The 15,301-nt window shown below is 63.6% G+C and carries 13 protein-coding genes and 2 tRNA genes; 10 read left to right on the top strand and 5 right to left on the bottom strand.

Going from position 1 to position 15,301, the window contains the following annotated elements; translation table 11 throughout:
* Position 1: 1 nt before the first annotated feature.
* The 5 genes from EGJ22_RS24300 to rluD form a co-directional block, all read right to left on the bottom strand.
* Positions 2 to 75: transfer RNA gene (locus EGJ22_RS24300), tRNA-Pro, on the bottom strand.
* A gap of 3 nt (positions 76 to 78) precedes the next feature.
* A tRNA-Asn gene (locus EGJ22_RS24295) sits at positions 79 to 154 on the bottom strand.
* Between the two features lie 463 nt (positions 155 to 617).
* Positions 618 to 3,182: an ATP-dependent chaperone ClpB gene (gene clpB / locus EGJ22_RS24290; protein WP_009683005.1), complete on the bottom strand. Its 2,565-nt coding sequence runs from the start codon at positions 3,180 to 3,182 to the stop codon at positions 618 to 620.
* A gap of 172 nt (positions 3,183 to 3,354) precedes the next feature.
* A complete protein-coding gene (gene pgeF / locus EGJ22_RS24285) occupies positions 3,355 to 4,095 on the bottom strand; it encodes a peptidoglycan editing factor PgeF (protein ID WP_009683006.1) in 741 nt (246 codons plus the stop codon).
* Entirely contained in the window at positions 4,092 to 5,054 is a 963-nt protein-coding gene (gene rluD / locus EGJ22_RS24280) for a 23S rRNA pseudouridine(1911/1915/1917) synthase RluD (protein WP_009683007.1), read from the bottom strand. Before rluD ends, pgeF begins: the two co-directional genes overlap by 4 nt.
* Positions 5,055 to 5,201: 147 nt before the next feature.
* On the opposite strand from rluD, the gene EGJ22_RS24275 reads away from it, so the two are divergent.
* The 10 genes from EGJ22_RS24275 (at position 5,202) to EGJ22_RS24230 (ending at position 15,164) form a co-directional block, all read left to right on the top strand.
* Positions 5,202 to 6,221, top strand: a complete 1,020-nt coding sequence (locus EGJ22_RS24275) for an outer membrane protein assembly factor BamD (RefSeq protein WP_029887579.1) — start codon at positions 5,202 to 5,204, stop codon at positions 6,219 to 6,221.
* 272 nt (positions 6,222 to 6,493) lie between these two features.
* On the top strand, positions 6,494 to 6,724 hold the full coding sequence (locus tag EGJ22_RS24270; RefSeq protein ID WP_029887329.1) for a PP0621 family protein: 231 nt from the start codon (positions 6,494 to 6,496) through the stop codon (positions 6,722 to 6,724).
* A gap of 183 nt (positions 6,725 to 6,907) precedes the next feature.
* Positions 6,908 to 7,672, top strand: a complete 765-nt coding sequence (locus tag EGJ22_RS24265) for a FadR/GntR family transcriptional regulator (protein ID WP_029887330.1) — start codon at positions 6,908 to 6,910, stop codon at positions 7,670 to 7,672.
* A 90-nt stretch (positions 7,673 to 7,762) separates the two neighbouring features.
* Positions 7,763 to 8,965 carry an ABC transporter substrate-binding protein gene (locus tag EGJ22_RS24260; RefSeq protein ID WP_029887331.1) on the top strand — a complete coding sequence of 401 codons (1,203 nt, stop codon included), beginning with the start codon at positions 7,763 to 7,765 and terminating at the stop codon, positions 8,963 to 8,965.
* 65 nt (positions 8,966 to 9,030) lie between these two features.
* Positions 9,031 to 9,891, top strand: coding sequence for a branched-chain amino acid ABC transporter permease (locus EGJ22_RS24255; protein WP_029887332.1), 861 nt, complete (start codon positions 9,031 to 9,033; stop codon positions 9,889 to 9,891).
* A 1-nt stretch (position 9,892) separates the two neighbouring features.
* A complete protein-coding gene (locus tag EGJ22_RS24250) occupies positions 9,893 to 10,912 on the top strand; it encodes a branched-chain amino acid ABC transporter permease (RefSeq protein WP_029887333.1) in 1,020 nt (339 codons plus the stop codon).
* Entirely contained in the window at positions 10,912 to 11,664 is a 753-nt protein-coding gene (locus EGJ22_RS24245) for an ABC transporter ATP-binding protein (protein WP_029887334.1), read from the top strand. The genes EGJ22_RS24250 and EGJ22_RS24245 overlap by 1 nt, the downstream gene beginning before the upstream one ends.
* Positions 11,664 to 12,359 carry an ABC transporter ATP-binding protein gene (locus tag EGJ22_RS24240; RefSeq protein WP_009683015.1) on the top strand — a complete coding sequence of 232 codons (696 nt, stop codon included), beginning with the start codon at positions 11,664 to 11,666 and terminating at the stop codon, positions 12,357 to 12,359. Before EGJ22_RS24245 ends, EGJ22_RS24240 begins: the two co-directional genes overlap by 1 nt.
* 116 nt (positions 12,360 to 12,475) lie before the next feature.
* Positions 12,476 to 13,753, top strand: coding sequence for a Zn-dependent hydrolase (locus tag EGJ22_RS24235; RefSeq protein ID WP_029887335.1), 1,278 nt, complete (start codon positions 12,476 to 12,478; stop codon positions 13,751 to 13,753).
* A gap of 1 nt (position 13,754) precedes the next feature.
* Entirely contained in the window at positions 13,755 to 15,164 is a 1,410-nt protein-coding gene (locus tag EGJ22_RS24230; RefSeq protein ID WP_029887336.1) for an amidase, read from the top strand.
* The last annotated feature ends 137 nt before the right edge of the window (positions 15,165 to 15,301 follow it).

The following is a 15,301-nucleotide window of genomic DNA, read 5'->3' as shown; positions in this document are numbered from 1 at the left end:
GTCGGGGTGAGGGGATTCGAACTCCTGACATCCTGCTCCCAAAGCAGGCGCGCTACCGGACTGCGCTACACCCCGAGATGGCTCCGCGACCTGGACTCGAACCAGGGACCCAATGATTAACAGTCATTTGCTCTACCGACTGAGCTATCGCGGAACTGAACTTCGGTACTACTTTCCGATTTGCTACTCCGAAGGCCGTGTTCGCTTCGGACTCTTGAGCTTCGCTGCTTTCGCGTTGTAGCTGCTGAGGCCGGCTATTCTACATTCTTCGTTTTGCTTGTCAACCACTTTTTTTCATTCAACTTACTGATTTGTAAGTTGTTTTGCGGCCATCGTTACTGCTGATGATTCGCTTAGTGCCTGACAACGCGGCGTATATTAGGGGCACTCGTTTTTTGATGCAAGCAAAAATTTCAAAAATTTCAGCGGGTTATCCAGACAGGCTGGGAAAGCCCGAATTTGCTGGGGCGGTGCCGGCTTCTTCGCGGGTGAACCCGCTCCTCCAGGGTTATGCGCAGGCTTCAAGGCTGCAGGTAAACGTATGACCCGCTAACAGGCCAGCGCAGGCAGCCAGGCAAAAAAAAGCCCCGCAAATGCGGGGCTCATGGTGAAGCAGGTCAGCCAAAGACGATTTCGTCGCCTTCCACCTTGGCAGTGATCGCGGTACCCGGCATGAACTTGCCTGCCAGGATCAATTGCGCCAGCGGGTTTTCGATCCAGCGCTGGATCGCCCGTTTCAGCGGGCGGGCACCGTAGACAGGGTCGTAACCCACGGCGATCAGCTTGTCCAACGCTTCCGGGCTCAGGCTCAGCGACAACTCGCGCTCCAGCAGGCGGCTGCGCAGGCGGCCCAGCTGTATCTCGGTAATGCCGGCAATTTGCTCGCGGCCCAGCGGCTCGAACACCACCACTTCGTCGATACGGTTGATGAACTCCGGACGGAAGTGCGCCCCTACTGCATCCATCACTGCCGCACGCTGTGCCTCGCGATCGCCGACCAGCTCCTGGATCTGTGCCGAGCCCAGGTTGGAGGTCATCACGATCACCGTATTACGGAAGTCCACGGTGCGCCCGTGGCTGTCGGTCAGGCGGCCATCTTCCAGCACCTGCAGCAACACGTTGAATACATCCGGGTGAGCTTTCTCCACCTCGTCCAGCAGCACCACCGAGTAGGGCTTGCGCCGTACCGCCTCGGTCAGGTAACCGCCCTCTTCGTACCCTACGTACCCGGGTGGCGCACCAATCAGGCGAGCCACGGAGTGTTTCTCCATGAACTCGGACATGTCGATGCGGACCATGGCCTCTTCGGTGTCGAACAGGAACTCGGCCAGTGCCTTGCACAGCTCGGTCTTGCCCACACCGGTAGGGCCCAGGAACAGGAACGAACCACTTGGCCGGTTGGGGTCGGACAACCCGGCACGTGAGCGGCGCACGGCGTTGGCCACCGCGGTTACCGCTTCGCCCTGCCCGATCACGCGCTGGTGCAGCAACGCTTCCATTTTCAGCAGTTTTTCGCGCTCGCCCTCCAGCATCTTGGATACCGGAATACCGGTCCACTTCGACACCACCTCGGCAATCTCTTCCTCGGTCACCTTGTTGCGCAGCAACTGGTTCTCGGTCTTGCCGTGCTGGTCGACCATCTGCAGGCTGCGCTCCAGGTCCGGGATTACCCCGTACTGCAGCTCGGCCATGCGGCTCAGGTCGCCCTTGCGGCGGGCAGCTTCCAGCTCCTGGCGGGCCTGCTCGATCTTTTGCTGGATCTGCGCCGAGCCCTGTACTTCGGCTTTCTCCGAAGCCCAGATTTCTTCCAGGTCGGAGTACTCGCGCTCCAGCCGTTCGATTTCTTCGGTCAGCTTCTCCAGGCGCTTCTTCGCTGCCTCGTCTTCTTCCTTCTTCAGCGCCTGCGATTCCACTTTCAACTGGATCAGCCGGCGATCGAGGCGGTCGAGCACTTCCGGCTTGGAGTCGATCTCCATGCGGATGCGGCTGGCCGCTTCGTCGATCAGGTCAATGGCCTTGTCCGGCAACTGACGGTCGGTGATGTAGCGGTGGCTGAGTTTGGCCGCAGCGATAATGGCACCGTCGGTGATGGCCACCTTGTGGTGCACTTCGTAGCGTTCTTTCAGGCCACGCAGGATGGCGATGGTGTCTTCTTCGCTCGGTTCCTCTACCAGCACTTTCTGGAAGCGGCGCTCCAGGGCGGCGTCTTTCTCGATGAACTGGCGGTACTCGTTCAGCGTAGTGGCGCCCACGCAGTGCAGTTCGCCACGGGCCAGGGCCGGCTTGAGCATGTTGCCTGCGTCCATGGCACCCTCGCCCTTGCCGGCGCCAACCATGGTGTGCAGTTCGTCGATGAACAGAATGATCTGGCCTTCCTGCTTGGACAGCTCGTTCAGCAGCCCTTTCAGGCGCTCCTCGAACTCACCGCGGTACTTGGCACCCGCAATCAGCGCGCCCATGTCCAGCGCCAGCAGGCGTTTGCCTTTCAGGCCGTCGGGCACTTCGCCATTGATGATGCGCTGGGCCAGGCCCTCGGCGATGGCGGTCTTGCCCACGCCAGGTTCGCCGATCAGCACCGGGTTGTTCTTGGTACGGCGTTGCAGCACCTGCACCGTACGGCGGATTTCGTCGTCGCGGCCAATGACCGGGTCCAGCTTGCCTTCTTCGGCACGCTTGGTGAGGTCGACGGTGTACTTGTCCAGCGCCTGGCGTGACTCTTCGGCGTTGGCGTCATTCACCGCCGCGCCACCGCGCAGGTTGTTGATGGCATTTTCCAGGGCCTTTTTGCTGACACCCTGGCTGAGCAGCAACTTGCCCAGCTTGCTGTTCTCGTCCATGGCGGCCAGCAACACCAGCTCGCTGGAAATGAACTGGTCGCCCTTTTGCTGGGCCAGGCGGTCGGCCTGGTTGAGCAGGCGCGCCAGGTCCTGCGACATGTTGACGTCGCCGGTGGGGTTCTGGATTTTCGGCAGCTGGTCGAGTTCTTTCACCAGTGCCTGGCGCAGGCTATTGATATCGAAGCCCACTTGCATCAGCAGTGGCTTGATCGAGCCGCCCTGCTGTTCGAGCAATGCCTGCAAGAGGTGCACGGGCTCGATGGCAGGGTGGTCCATGCCTACGGCCAGGGATTGGGCATCGGATATTGCAAGTTGCAGCTTGCTGGTCAAACGGTCTATTCGCATGGTGTACCTTCCTTTAAAGGGCAGGTCGGAGCGATGGACAGCGCCTGTTTATAAAGAAACCTGCCTGAGATGCCTTTATAGATAAGGCTGATTCTGGAAGATTCAAGCGTAGCGGGGTTGACCGGGATCAACGGGTTGGATTAGCGCTTGGGGCAGGCGGTGCCCATCAAGGCTAGAGCGGCTGCAACCACACCAGCGAAGCGAAGCGGCCACCCTGCGGCGTACGGCGGTAGGAGAAAAACCGCTCGTCACTGACCGTGCACCAGCCACCGCCATAAACAGCCGATACCCCACGGGCCGCCAGGCGAATGCGCGCCAATTCGTAGATGTCTGCCATCAGCTTGCCTGGCCGCTCGCCCTCGACAAAAGCCCGGGCGGCTTCAGGGTGCACGGCAGTAAAGGCATCGCGCACTTCCAGCCCCACTTCGAAGGCCTTGGGCCCGATCGCCGGCCCCAGCCACACCAGCACCTCCTGGGGCGCCAGCGCCAGGCGGTCGAGGGTGGCTTCCAGCACGCCACCCGCCAGCCCGCGCCAGCCCGCATGCGCCGCCGCCACGCGGGTGCCCGCACGGTCACAGAACAGTACAGGCAGGCAGTCGGCCGTCATCACGGTGCAGGCAATGCCGGGCTGGCTGGTGCAGCTGGCATCGGCCTCGGCTACCACGGCCGGGTTGGCATCCGCCACCTCCAGCCCATGCACCTGCTTGAGCCAGGCTGGCTGGATGGCGAACTGCTCGCGCAGGCGGCGACGGTTTTCGGCAACCGCGGCAGGGTCATCCCCCACATGGTCACCCAGGTTGAACGTGGCGTAGGGCGGCAGGCTCACACCGCCCTGACGGGTGGTGACACAGGCGCGTACCGAGGCCGGGGCTGGCCAGTCGGGAAACAGCAGCGTCTGCGCCAGGTCACTCATCCGATGAAGCTCTCACGGTCCTGGTTGAGCAGCGACAGCAACCAGACGAAGTCGTCGGGCAGTGGCGACTCCCACTTCATGACTTCACCGGTGATCGGGTGGGCCAGGGCAAGGAACCGCGCGTGCAGCGCCTGGCGCGGGAAGCTTTTCACTGCCTCGACCATGGTTGGGCTGGCAGCCGGCGGAATGCGGAAGCGGCCACCGTAGGTCTGGTCGCCGACCAGCGGAAAGCCCACATGGGCCATGTGCACGCGGATCTGGTGGGTGCGGCCGGTTTCCAGCTTGACCCGTACATGGGTGTGCGAGCGGAAGCGCTTGAGCACCCGGTAGTGGCTGACGGCTGGCTTGCCGCCGTCGGTGACCGCCATGCGCTGGCGCATGCCGCCGTGGCGACCGATCGGGGCGTCGATCTTGCCACCGGCGGTGACCACGCCGATGACGATGCACTCATAAATGCGGCTGACCTTGCGCGCCTGCATCTGCTCGACCAGCTTGGTCTGCGCCTGCAGGGTCTTGGCCACCACCATCAGCCCGGTGGTGTCCTTGTCCAGGCGGTGAACGATACCGGCACGCGGTACGTTGACGATGTCTGGCACGTGGTGCAGCAGCGCATTGAGCAGGGTGCCGCTGGCGTGCCCGGCAGCCGGGTGCACGACCAGCCCGGCGGGCTTGTTGATGACCATGATGTGGTCGTCTTCGTAGACGATATCCAGTTCGATATCTTCTGCTACCCACTCACCCTGGGCTTCCTGTTCGGCCTGCAGGGCAAGCTGGGAGCCACCGTGAACGAGGTCGCGAGGGCGCACGACGGCACCATCGACCGTCAGGCGGCCCTCTTTGATCCACGAAGTTAGCCGCGAACGCGAGTACTCGGCGAACAATTGGGCGGCGACCTGGTCGAGGCGTTGGCCGCCCAATTCGGACGGGACCTCTGCGCTAAGTTGAATGATCTCGGACATGCTCGATTCGGCGGGCGCACAGCCTTTGGTTTCGGCTGCGAGCTTGTGGTTAAATACGGCTTCTTTTGTCCCGGGGTTGGCCGGGGCGCTCATCATAACAGGACGGCACCGCCCAAAACAGCGGCCGTCAAAGGGACGCAAGCCGCCATGCAAGTGAAACACCTGCTGCTGATCGCCATCCTTGGGCTCACCGCGGCCTGTTCCTCGAATAAGGAAGTCATCGACGAGAACCTCAGCGAGGCCGAGCTGTACCAGCAGGCCCAGGCTGATCTGGACAACTCCAGCTACACCAGCGCCGTGAACAAGCTCAAGGCCCTGGAGTCGCGCTACCCGTTCGGCCGTTATGCCGACCAGGCGCAGCTCGAGCTGATCTACGCCAACTACAAGAACGCCGAGCCCGAGGCTGCCAAGTCGGCTGCCGAGCGCTTCATTCGCCTGCACCCGCAGCACCCGAACGTGGACTACGCCTACTACCTCAAGGGCCTGACCTCGTTCGACCAGGACCGTGGCCTGCTGGCGCGCTTCCTGCCGCTGGACATGACCAAGCGTGACCCGGGTGCTGCCCGCGACTCGTACAACGAGTTCGCCCAGCTGACCAGCCGCTTCCCCAACAGCCGCTACGCGCCCGATGCCAAGCAGCGCATGATCTACCTGCGCAACCTGCTGGCGTCGTACGAAATCCACGTGGCCGACTACTACCTGAGCCGCCAGGCTTACGTGGCTGCCGCCAACCGTGGCCGCTACGTAGTCGAGAACTTCCAGGAAACCCCCTCGGTCGGCGACGGCCTGGCGGTAATGGTCGAGTCATACCAAAAGATGCACCTGGACGAACTGGCCGCCACCAGCCTGGAAACCCTCAAGCTCAACTACCCAGACCACCCAAGCCTGGTCGATGGCGAGTTCCAGCCCAAGCAGACCGAGTCTGACGGCCGCGGCTGGCTGTCCAAGGCCACCCTGGGCCTGATCGAGACCGACACGCCGCTGCCGCCGGGTGAAACCCGCGCCAACCAGGACGTGGTCAAGCAGTTCCAGGACGCGCGCGACGAGATGCCGCAAGAGCTGCTGCCCAAGGATGAAAACGGCAACCCGATCGTGCCCGAGGGCCCGAAAGAGGCCGAGAAAGACCGCTCCTGGTTCAGCTACATGACCTTTGGTCTGTTCGATTGACCGACCGCGGTAAATGAAAGGGAGGCCTTGGGCCAATACCCGTCAGTTAAGTAATTTGCGGCCGCTTTGCGACCCTTCGCGGGCACGCCCGCTCCCACAGGGCATTGCGCATTTCTTGAGTTCAGCGCCAAACGTGTGGGAGCGGGCGTGCCCGCGAAGGGCTGCAAAGCAGCCCCAGTAACGCTTAACTGACTGGCATTAGCCCTCGGGCCTCCCTTTTTTGTCGGCTGCATCCTAGACTGTCGGCTTCTTCCATCAACAAGCTGGACACCATGGTTCGCCTACTTTTCTGGATCGCCCTGATCGCCGCCGCGTTCTGGCTGTGGCGCAAATTCAAAATCAGCCAGCAGTCGCGCCCCGAAGCCAAGCTCGATGCGCCACTGACGATGGTGCGCTGCGCACATTGCGGCGTGCACCTGCCCAATGATCGGGCGCTGCAGCAGGGCAACGAGTGGTATTGCAGCCAGGCCCACCTGCAGCAAGGTCCTGGCCGCCAAGGCTGAACAAAGAGCCCTGTGGGAGCAGGTTTACCCGCACCCACAGGGTCTGCAGTCCATACACCTCTTCACATATCCCTCCCCGACGCTTTCACACCAAATACGACCCCTCCCCCACCTCCAGCATTGACCGACCTCGGCAAAATTCGCTAAATCCTATTTATCCGCATAAATATGAAAAATAGCGAAATGCTCAAACCCAAACGCAAGCGCCAAAAGCTGTCGGATGTGATCGTCGAATCGGTCAAGCGCTCGATCGTCACCGAAGCGCTGCACCCCGGCGACCGCCTGCCCACCGAGCGTGAACTGATGGAACACTTCGAGTGCTCCAAGGGCACTGCCCGCGAGGCACTCAAGGCTCTTGAGGTCGAAGGCCTGGTCAGCACCCGCACCGGCCCTGCCGGTGGTGCCTACCTGGCCGAGGTCGGCACCGAGCCCGCCAGCCGAGCGCTGCGCAACTACCTGCACTTTCAGCACCTGGACGGCGAGCAGGTGTACCAGCTGCGCAAAGTCATCGAGGTCGAGTTGGCAGTGTCGGTAATGGGCCAGCTGAGCGAAGCGGACTATGCCGCGCTTGAGGCCAACATCGATTTCTGCAGTGCGCCGGAAGACAGCGAAGAGGGCCAGCGCGAACAGCGCCTGGCGGAGCTGGAGTTCCACACCCTGCTGGCCCACCGCTGCCCCAACCCGTTGCTGCGCTTCATGGCGGTGTTCCTCAACGACCTGCTGCGCGACCTGGTGGTGCTGAAAAAGGCCTACCTGCCCAAGCGCCAGCAGTTCGCCGCAGCCAACATCGACTACCACAAACAACTGCTGAGCGCCCTGCGCGCCAGTGACGAGCCCAGCGTACGCCGGCTGATGCACGAGCACATGTGCGACGCCGAACACCACATGACCGCACTGGAGGGCGAGGTCGCCCGCCACTTCCTGCTGGAGTTCAACCACCACCACTGATCCGCCTGGAAAGAGGCCTGCTCACAGGCCCGGCCGTACCCGCTTTGTCATTGCCACTCCTGCCTAATAACCACAACCAAGGAGTTACCCATGCAAAGACGTACCCTGCTCAAGGCAGGCCTTGCCCTGGGTGCCTTCGGTAGCCTCCCCTTGGGAGCACACCGGGCATTCGCCGATCAACCGTTGACCTTCTATGGGCTCAAGTCCATGTCGGGTGCCTTCGCCAGCTACGGCAAGTACGCCGACATGGGCTCGCGCCTGGCCATCGCCGAATACCCGCAGTTGCTGGGGCACCCGCTCAAGTACAAAGTCATCGACACCGAAGGCAACGCCGGTAAGGCCGTGCGCAAGGTACAGGAAGCCATTGGCCAGGATGGCGCCCGCTTCTTCCAGGGCTGCACCTTGTCGTCTTCGGCGCTGGCGGTTTCCAAGGAAATACACAAGGCCGGTGGCGTGTTCATGACCCCGGTGGGCGCCGACGAAATCACCGGCAAGGACTGCAACGCCTCGACCTTCCGCTGGTCGGTGCCGACCTACGGCGCCATCCGCGAAACCCTGGTGCCGATGATTCGCCAACTCCCGCAGGCCAAGCGCTGGTACACCATCACCCCGCAATACGTGTTCGGCGACGCGCTGCTGGACAACGCCCGCAAAGTCTTCGCCGAGCAGGGCGTGGAACATATCGGCAACAGCTATCACTCGCTGCAAGAGCAGGAATTCTCGGGTTACCTCACCAATGCCATCGCGGCCAAACCCGACGTGCTGGTGCTGCTCAACTTCGGCAGCCAGGCCTCCAACGCGCTGCGCCAGGCGGTCAACTTCGGCATCAAGGACCGCATGAAAGTGCTGATGGTGTGGTCAGCCGGCCTCGACCAGTTCCAGGAACTGGGCAGCGACGTGCTCGAAGGCGTGTACCTGGGCGCGCAGTACTGGCACCAGGTGGATACGCCGCTGAACCAGCAACTGGTTGCCGCCACCCGCAAGGCCTACGGCATCAACCCCAACTACCCGCTGGCCGCCGACTACATCGGCACCAAGGTCATGCTCGAAGCCATCGTCAAGGCCGGCAGCCTGGACGGGGCCGCCGTCTCTGCAGCACTGCAGGGCATGCGTTTCCAGGGGCCGACCGGCGACGAGCTGATCCGCCCGGGCGACCACCAGGTGCTCAAGGATTACTACCTGCTGCGCGGCAAGCCCCAAGGGCAGATGCGCGACGAAGACGACCTGGCCGAAGTCATCAGCTCGGGCCGCTCGTTCGTCGAGCCCGACCACACCGGTTGCGCCCTGGCCTGAAGCCGCGGCGTTAGTCACTCACACTCGTACAGGCAGCCGCGCCGCGCGCTGTCGAGGGCACGCTCATGCTCGATTTGTACCTGTTCCAACTGCTCAACGGCCTGGGCCTGGGGATGATCTACTTCCTCATCGCCGTAGGCCTGACGATCATTTTCGGCTTGCTCAACTTCGTCAACTTCGCCCATGGTGCGTTCTTTCTGCTTGGCGCCTACCTGTGCTACACCGCCGTGGCCATCACCGGCAGCTTCTGGCTGGCGCTGCTGATCGCGCCCCTGGTGGTGGCCGCCCTGGCCTGGGCGGTCGAGCGCCTGCTGATCAAACGCATCTATCACCTGCCACACACCTTCCAGATCCTCGTTACCCTTGGCATCGCCCTGATCATCCAGGAAGCCTCGGTGCTGATCTGGGGCCCGGTGGGCAAGAACATCGCCGTGCCGCCCGAGCTGCGCGGGGTGTTGATCCTGGGTGACTTCATCTACCCGTACTACCGCCTGTTCCTGATCGGTTTTGCCGCACTGATCGGCGTTGGCCTGTGGCTGCTACTGGAGCGCACCCGCTTCGGCGCCCTGGTGCGGGCCGGCAGCGAGAGCACCGAAACCGTGTCGCTGCTGGGTACCAATATCTTCCGCCTGTTCTCCCTGACATTCGCCCTGGGCGTAGGCCTGGCCGGCGTGGCCGGTGTGCTGTTCGCGCCGCTGCGCGGTGCCCAGCCCTTCGTCGGCCCGGAAATCCTCGGCATCGCCTTCGTGGTGGTGGTGATCGGCGGCATGGGCTCGTTTGGCGGTGCGCTGGTCGGCGGCCTGTTGGTGGGTGTGGTGCAAAGCATGATGACCAGCCTGTGGCCACAAGGCGCCAGCCTGATGATCTACGGCGCCATGGCGGCGGTGATCCTGGTGCGTCCGTATGGCCTGTTCGGGAGAGCCTGAGATGAGTGAAAAAAACCCTTTGCCAGTCGCCAGGGGCCGTGCCCCGGCACTGCTGTTGCTGGTAGTCGTCAGCCTGGTGGCGCTGCCGTTGCTGCTGCCATCGGCCACCCTGGCCACTGAAATCCTGATCTTTGCCCTGGCCGCGCTGGCCTGCAACCTGTTGCTGGGCTACACCGGCCTGCTGTCGTTCGGCCAAGGCATCTTCTTTGGTGTGGGCGCCTATGGCGCGGCATTGCTGATGATCCACCTGCAGTGGGGCATGTTCGCCGCGCTGCTTGGCGCCGCTGTATTCGGCGCCTTCCTCGCGCTGCTGGTGGGCGCCCTGGCCATACGCCGCACGGGCATCTACTTCGTCATGCTGACCTTGGCCTTCAGCCAGATGGCCTACTTCCTGGCCTATACCCTCAGTGGCTGGACCGGCGGCGACAACGGCCTGCTCGACGTACCTCGGCCGAACATCGAGATCGCCGGCCATGTGCTGGTCGACCTGGCCGACCCGCGGCACTTCTATGTGTTTGTCGCCGTGCTGTTCCTGCTGATCTTCGCCGGCGCCCTGCGGGTCATTCGCTCGCCGTTCGGCAGCACCCTGCTGGCCATCCGCGAGAACGAGACCCGCGCTGCTGCCATCGGCTATGACACCCGCCATTTCAAGATCCTGGTGTTCATGCTGTCGGGCGCCATCACCGGGATTGCCGGGGCGCTGTACGCCATGCTGCTGCATTTTGCGCCGCTGTCGAACATCGACCTGATGATGAGCGAGAACATTCTGATCATGACCATCGTCGGCGGTACCGGCTCGCTGTTCGGCTCGCTGCTGGGGGCCGGTGCCATCGTGCTGTTGGGCGATGTGCTGTCCGAACTGTGGCCACGCTGGCTGATGCTGCTGGGGGTGATCCTGATCCTGGTCGTGGTGTTCATGCGCGGTGGCCTGTGGGGCGGCCTGGCCGAACTGGCCAAGCGCCTGCTGGCTAGCCGTGCCCCCCACGACAAACCCCAGGCCAAGACCAAGGAGACCTTGTGATGAGCGACTACCTCCTGCAAACCCGCCAGCTGGAGTTGGCATACGGGCCGTTCAAGGCGGTCGCGGGCGTGGACCTCAACGTGCGCGCCGGCACTATTCACACCGTTATCGGGCCCAACGGCGCCGGCAAGACCAGCCTGTTCCACTGCCTGACCGGTGAGCGCCAGGCCACCGCCGGCAAGATCCTGTTCAATGGCCAGGACATCGTCCGCAAGCCGTCCCACGGCCGTGTGGCACTGGGCATGGCGCGTTCGTTTCAGCTCACCAGCCTGTTCCAGAACCTGTCGGTACGCGAGAACCTGCGCCTGGCGGCCCAGGGCCGCGATGGCCTGGGCGCGCTGAACTTCTGGCGTAGCGTCGAGCACAAGCGCAGCCACTGGGACACCGCCGACCAGGTACTGGAGCGCCTGCAGCTGACTGGCCGCGCCAACACCCTCGCCGGCGAGCTTTCGCACGGCCAGCAACGGGTGCTGGAAGTGGGCATGTCCATCTGCGCCAAGCCTACCCTGCTGATGCTCGACGAACCCACCTCGGGCATGGGCATTGATGACATCCCGGTCATGACCGACCTGATCAGCGACCTGGGCCGTGACCATACCGTGCTGTTGATCGAGCACAACATGAGCATCGTCATGTCGATCAGCCAGCGCATCACGGTAATGAGCCACGGCCAGATCCTGGTCGAGGGTACCCCTGAACAGGTGCGCAACGACGAACGCGTGCGCACTGCCTACCTTGGTGAGGCCGCCTGATGCTCAACGTCGATTCGATCCATTCCTACTACGACAAGAGCCATGTGCTCGAAGGCGTCTCGCTCAAGGTCGAGGCTGGCGAACTGGTCACACTGCTTGGGCGCAACGGTGCCGGCAAGACCACCACCTTGCGCAGCATTCTTGGCATCGTTCGCCCTCGGCAGGGGCAGATCAGCTTCAACGGCCAACAGTTGGTCGGCCGTGAAATCTTCGACATTGCCCGGCTGGGCATTGCCCTGGTGCCAGAGCACCGCGGCATTTTCCGCCAGCTCAGTGTCGAGGAGAACCTGAAGATCGCCGTGCGCAAGACCAGCCGCTGGCAGCTGGAGGACGTGTACAGCATGTTTCCGCGGCTGAAGGAGCGGCGCCGTAACGGTGGCTTCGCGCTGTCCGGTGGCGAGCAGCAGATGCTGGCCATCGCCCGCGCCCTGCTCAACGGGCCCAAGCTGCTGATCCTCGATGAACCGACTGAAGGCCTGGCGCCGGTGATTGTCGACGAGCTGGTGAAGATTCTGCGGCGCATCAAGGACGAAGGGCTGTCGATCCTGCTGGTGGAGCAGAACCTGATGGTCTGCGATGCCCTTGCAGACCGCCACTACGTGCTGGAGCAGGGTCGGGTTGCCTACCAGGGCAGCGCAGCGCAGTTCCGTGAGGACCCGAGTATCAAGAACCGTTATCTGGCCCTGAGTGCCTGACCCAGACCTGCTTTTCTGTACCGGCCTCTTCTAAGGACTACGCAGGACCTGTGGGAGCGGGCAAGCCCGCGAAGAGGCCGGTACCAGCAACCCGATACTTTCAGGAGAGATGAACCATGAACACCCGCATCGATCCCCCGCAGCACCTGCTTGCCCAGGGCCCGCTGGTCAGCCGCGAACGCCTCTGGCAATCGCTGATGGACCTGGCCCGGCTCGGCGCCACCGCCAAGGGCGGTGTGTGCCGCCTGGCCCTGACCGACCTCGACCGCCAGGCCCGCGACCTGTTCGTACGCTGGTGCGAAGAAGCCGGCTGCACCGTCAGCGTCGACGCCATCGGCAACATTTTTGCCCGCCGCCCCGGCCGCAACCCGGCCCTGCCGCCTGTCATGACCGGCAGCCACATCGACACCCAGCCCACCGGTGGCAAGTTCGATGGCTGCTACGGGGTCATGGCCGGCCTCGAAGTCATGCGTACCCTCAACGACTTGAAGCTGACCACCGAAGCGCCGCTGGAGGTGGTGGTGTGGACCAATGAAGAAGGCTCGCGCTTTCCACCGTGCATGATGGGTTCCGGGGTATTCGCCGGTAAGTTCGACCTGCAGCAGACCCTGGACAAGGTCGATGACCAGGGCCTGTCGGTGGGGGCCGAGCTGCAGCGCATCGGCTATGCCGGCCCGCGCGTACCTACCGGGCATGCCGTGGGTGCCTACTTCGAAGCGCACATCGAGCAAGGCCCGATACTGGAAGACCAGCGCACGACCATCGGCGTGGTCCAGGGCTGCCTGGGGCAGAAATGGTTCGACCTGGTGCTGACCGGTGTAGAAGCACATGCAGGCCCCACCCCCATGCACTTGCGCAAGGATGCGCTGGTCGGTGCCGCCGAGGTCGTGGCTGCGGTCAACCGTGTTGCCCACGCCCACCAGCCGCATGCCTGCGGCACGGTAGGCTGCCTGACCCTGCACCCGGGCTCGCGCAACGTCATCCCCGGCCAGGTGCACATGACCATCGACCTGCGCCACCTCGACCCTGGGCACCTCGCTGCCATGGTCAGTGAAGTGCGCACGGCCATCGAAACCAGCGCAACGGCACACGGCCTTGCCTGGCAGCTCACCCCGACGGCCGACTTCCCGCCGTTGTACTTCGCCGAGCAGTGCGTGGATGCCGTGCGCCAAGGGGCGCGTGCGCTGGGCCTGAGCCACATGGATATTGTCAGTGGTGCCGGCCACGATGCGATTTTCCTCGCCGAGCTGGGCCCGGCCGGGATGATATTCGTACCGTGCGAAGGCGGCATCAGCCACAACGAAATCGAAAATGCCGCGCCGCAGGACCTGGCAGATGGTTGCGACGTATTGCTGCGCGCCATGTTCCAGGCCGCCAACCCAGGAGCCCGCTGAAATGCCTCAGAAAACCGCGATTGGCGAGTTCACCGCTGCCGAACTGCTCGAACTGTACCAGCGCCGCCAGTTGTCGCCTGTGGAGGTGGTCGACGATGTGCTGGCGCGCATCGACCAGCACAACCCGGCGGTCAACGCCTATTGCCACGTCGACGGCGAAGGCGCCCGTGCCGCTGCCCGGGCCAGCGAACAACGCTGGCAACGGGGCGAGCCTTGCGGCCGGCTCGATGGCCTACCCGCCTCGATCAAGGACCTGACCCTGACCCGTGGCATGCCTACCCGCAAAGGGTCCTGCACCACCTCCGCGGCCGGGCCATGGGAGGTCGATGCCCCGTTCAGCGCCTTCATGCGTGAGGCCGGTGCAGTCCTGGTGGGCAAGACCACTACCCCCGAGTTCGGCTGGAAGGGCGTAACCGACAACCCGCTGTACGGCATCACCCGTAACCCCTGGAACACACGGCTGACTGCCGGTGGCTCGTCGGGTGGTGCCGCCGCCGCTGCCGCCTTGAACCTGGGCGTACTGCACCAGGGCAGCGATGCCGGGGGCTCCATCCGCATACCCTGCGCCTTTACCGGCACCTTCGGCATCAAGCCAACGTTTGGCTATGTGCCGCAATGGCCGGCCAGTGCCATGACCGTACTGTCGCACCTGGGGCCGATGACGCGCACGGTGGACGACGCGGTGCTGATGCTCGACTGTGTCGCCCGCCCCGATCCACGTGACGGGTTGGCTGGTGCGCCACGACAGGCTCCGTGGCTGGGCCAGCAGCAAGACCTGAATGGTCTGCGCATCGCCTACAGTGCCAATTTTGGTTACGTGCAGGTCGACCCGCAGATCGAGGCGCTGGTGGCGCAAGCGGTACAGCGCCTGGCTCGGCTGGGCGCGCAGGTCGAAGAAGTGGACCCCGGCTTCAGCGACCCGCTGGAAACGTTCAATACCCTGTGGTTTGCGGGTGCAGCGCGGCTGGCCAGTGCGTTGAGCGATGAGCAGCGAGCGCTGCTTGACCCTGGGCTGCGCTGGATTGCCGAACAGGGGGCTCGCATCAGCCTGAGCCAGTACACCCAAGCACTGGAGGCGCGGGCGGAGTTGATTGCGAAGATGAACGCCTTCCACCAGCGCTATGACGTGCTGGTTTCGCCGATGCTGCCGCTGGTGGCGTTCGAGGCCGGGCACAACGTGCCGCCTGGGTCGGGGATGGCGCAATGGATGGAATGGACGCCGTTCAGCTACCCCTTCAACCTGACCCAACAACCAGCAGCGTCAGTGCCTTGCGGGTTCACCCGCGAAGGCTTGCCGGTGGGGCTTCAGGTCGTGGCCGGGCGCTTTGCCGATGATCAGGTGCTGCGGGTGTGCAAGGTGTATGAGCAGCATTACCCGAGCCGGCATTTACAGGCGCCGATCACAGGCTGATAACCCTACTGGCCTTCCCTGCCTCATCGCAGGCAAGCCAGCCCCCACAGGGATCGCCTTAGGGCTGACAGGTGTTTGTCACAAGATATGCAGCGCCTGTGAGATCGAGCGCCGCCCGCGCGGCGCATCGCGAGCTG

The organism is Pseudomonas sp. p99-361, from assembly GCF_003935475.1.
Classification (GTDB): Bacteria; Pseudomonadota; Gammaproteobacteria; order Pseudomonadales; family Pseudomonadaceae; genus Aquipseudomonas; species Aquipseudomonas juntendi.
Note: the sequence above shows the minus strand (reverse complement) of the source record. Positions and strands in the feature narration are given on the sequence as shown.

Excerpts from the sequence above, each read along its gene's own strand:
- EGJ22_RS24265 (WP_029887330.1), top strand. The coding sequence starts at position 6,908 with ATGCTCAAACCCAAACGCAAGCGCCAAAAGCTGTCGGATGTGATCGTC.
- EGJ22_RS24240 (WP_009683015.1), top strand. The coding sequence starts at position 11,664 with ATGCTCAACGTCGATTCGATCCATTCCTACTACGACAAGAGCCATGTG.
- EGJ22_RS24270 (WP_029887329.1), top strand. The coding sequence starts at position 6,494 with ATGGTTCGCCTACTTTTCTGGATCGCCCTGATCGCCGCCGCGTTCTGG.
- rluD (WP_009683007.1), bottom strand. The coding sequence starts at position 5,054 with ATGTCCGAGATCATTCAACTTAGCGCAGAGGTCCCGTCCGAATTGGGC.
- EGJ22_RS24230 (WP_029887336.1), top strand. The coding sequence starts at position 13,755 with ATGCCTCAGAAAACCGCGATTGGCGAGTTCACCGCTGCCGAACTGCTC.
- EGJ22_RS24255 (WP_029887332.1), top strand. The coding sequence starts at position 9,031 with ATGCTCGATTTGTACCTGTTCCAACTGCTCAACGGCCTGGGCCTGGGG.
- EGJ22_RS24235 (WP_029887335.1), top strand. The coding sequence starts at position 12,476 with ATGAACACCCGCATCGATCCCCCGCAGCACCTGCTTGCCCAGGGCCCG.
- clpB (WP_009683005.1), bottom strand. The coding sequence starts at position 3,182 with ATGCGAATAGACCGTTTGACCAGCAAGCTGCAACTTGCAATATCCGAT.
- EGJ22_RS24260 (WP_029887331.1), top strand. The coding sequence starts at position 7,763 with ATGCAAAGACGTACCCTGCTCAAGGCAGGCCTTGCCCTGGGTGCCTTC.
- EGJ22_RS24245 (WP_029887334.1), top strand. The coding sequence starts at position 10,912 with ATGAGCGACTACCTCCTGCAAACCCGCCAGCTGGAGTTGGCATACGGG.
- EGJ22_RS24275 (WP_029887579.1), top strand. The coding sequence starts at position 5,202 with ATGCAAGTGAAACACCTGCTGCTGATCGCCATCCTTGGGCTCACCGCG.
- EGJ22_RS24250 (WP_029887333.1), top strand. The coding sequence starts at position 9,893 with ATGAGTGAAAAAAACCCTTTGCCAGTCGCCAGGGGCCGTGCCCCGGCA.
- pgeF (WP_009683006.1), bottom strand. The coding sequence starts at position 4,095 with ATGAGTGACCTGGCGCAGACGCTGCTGTTTCCCGACTGGCCAGCCCCG.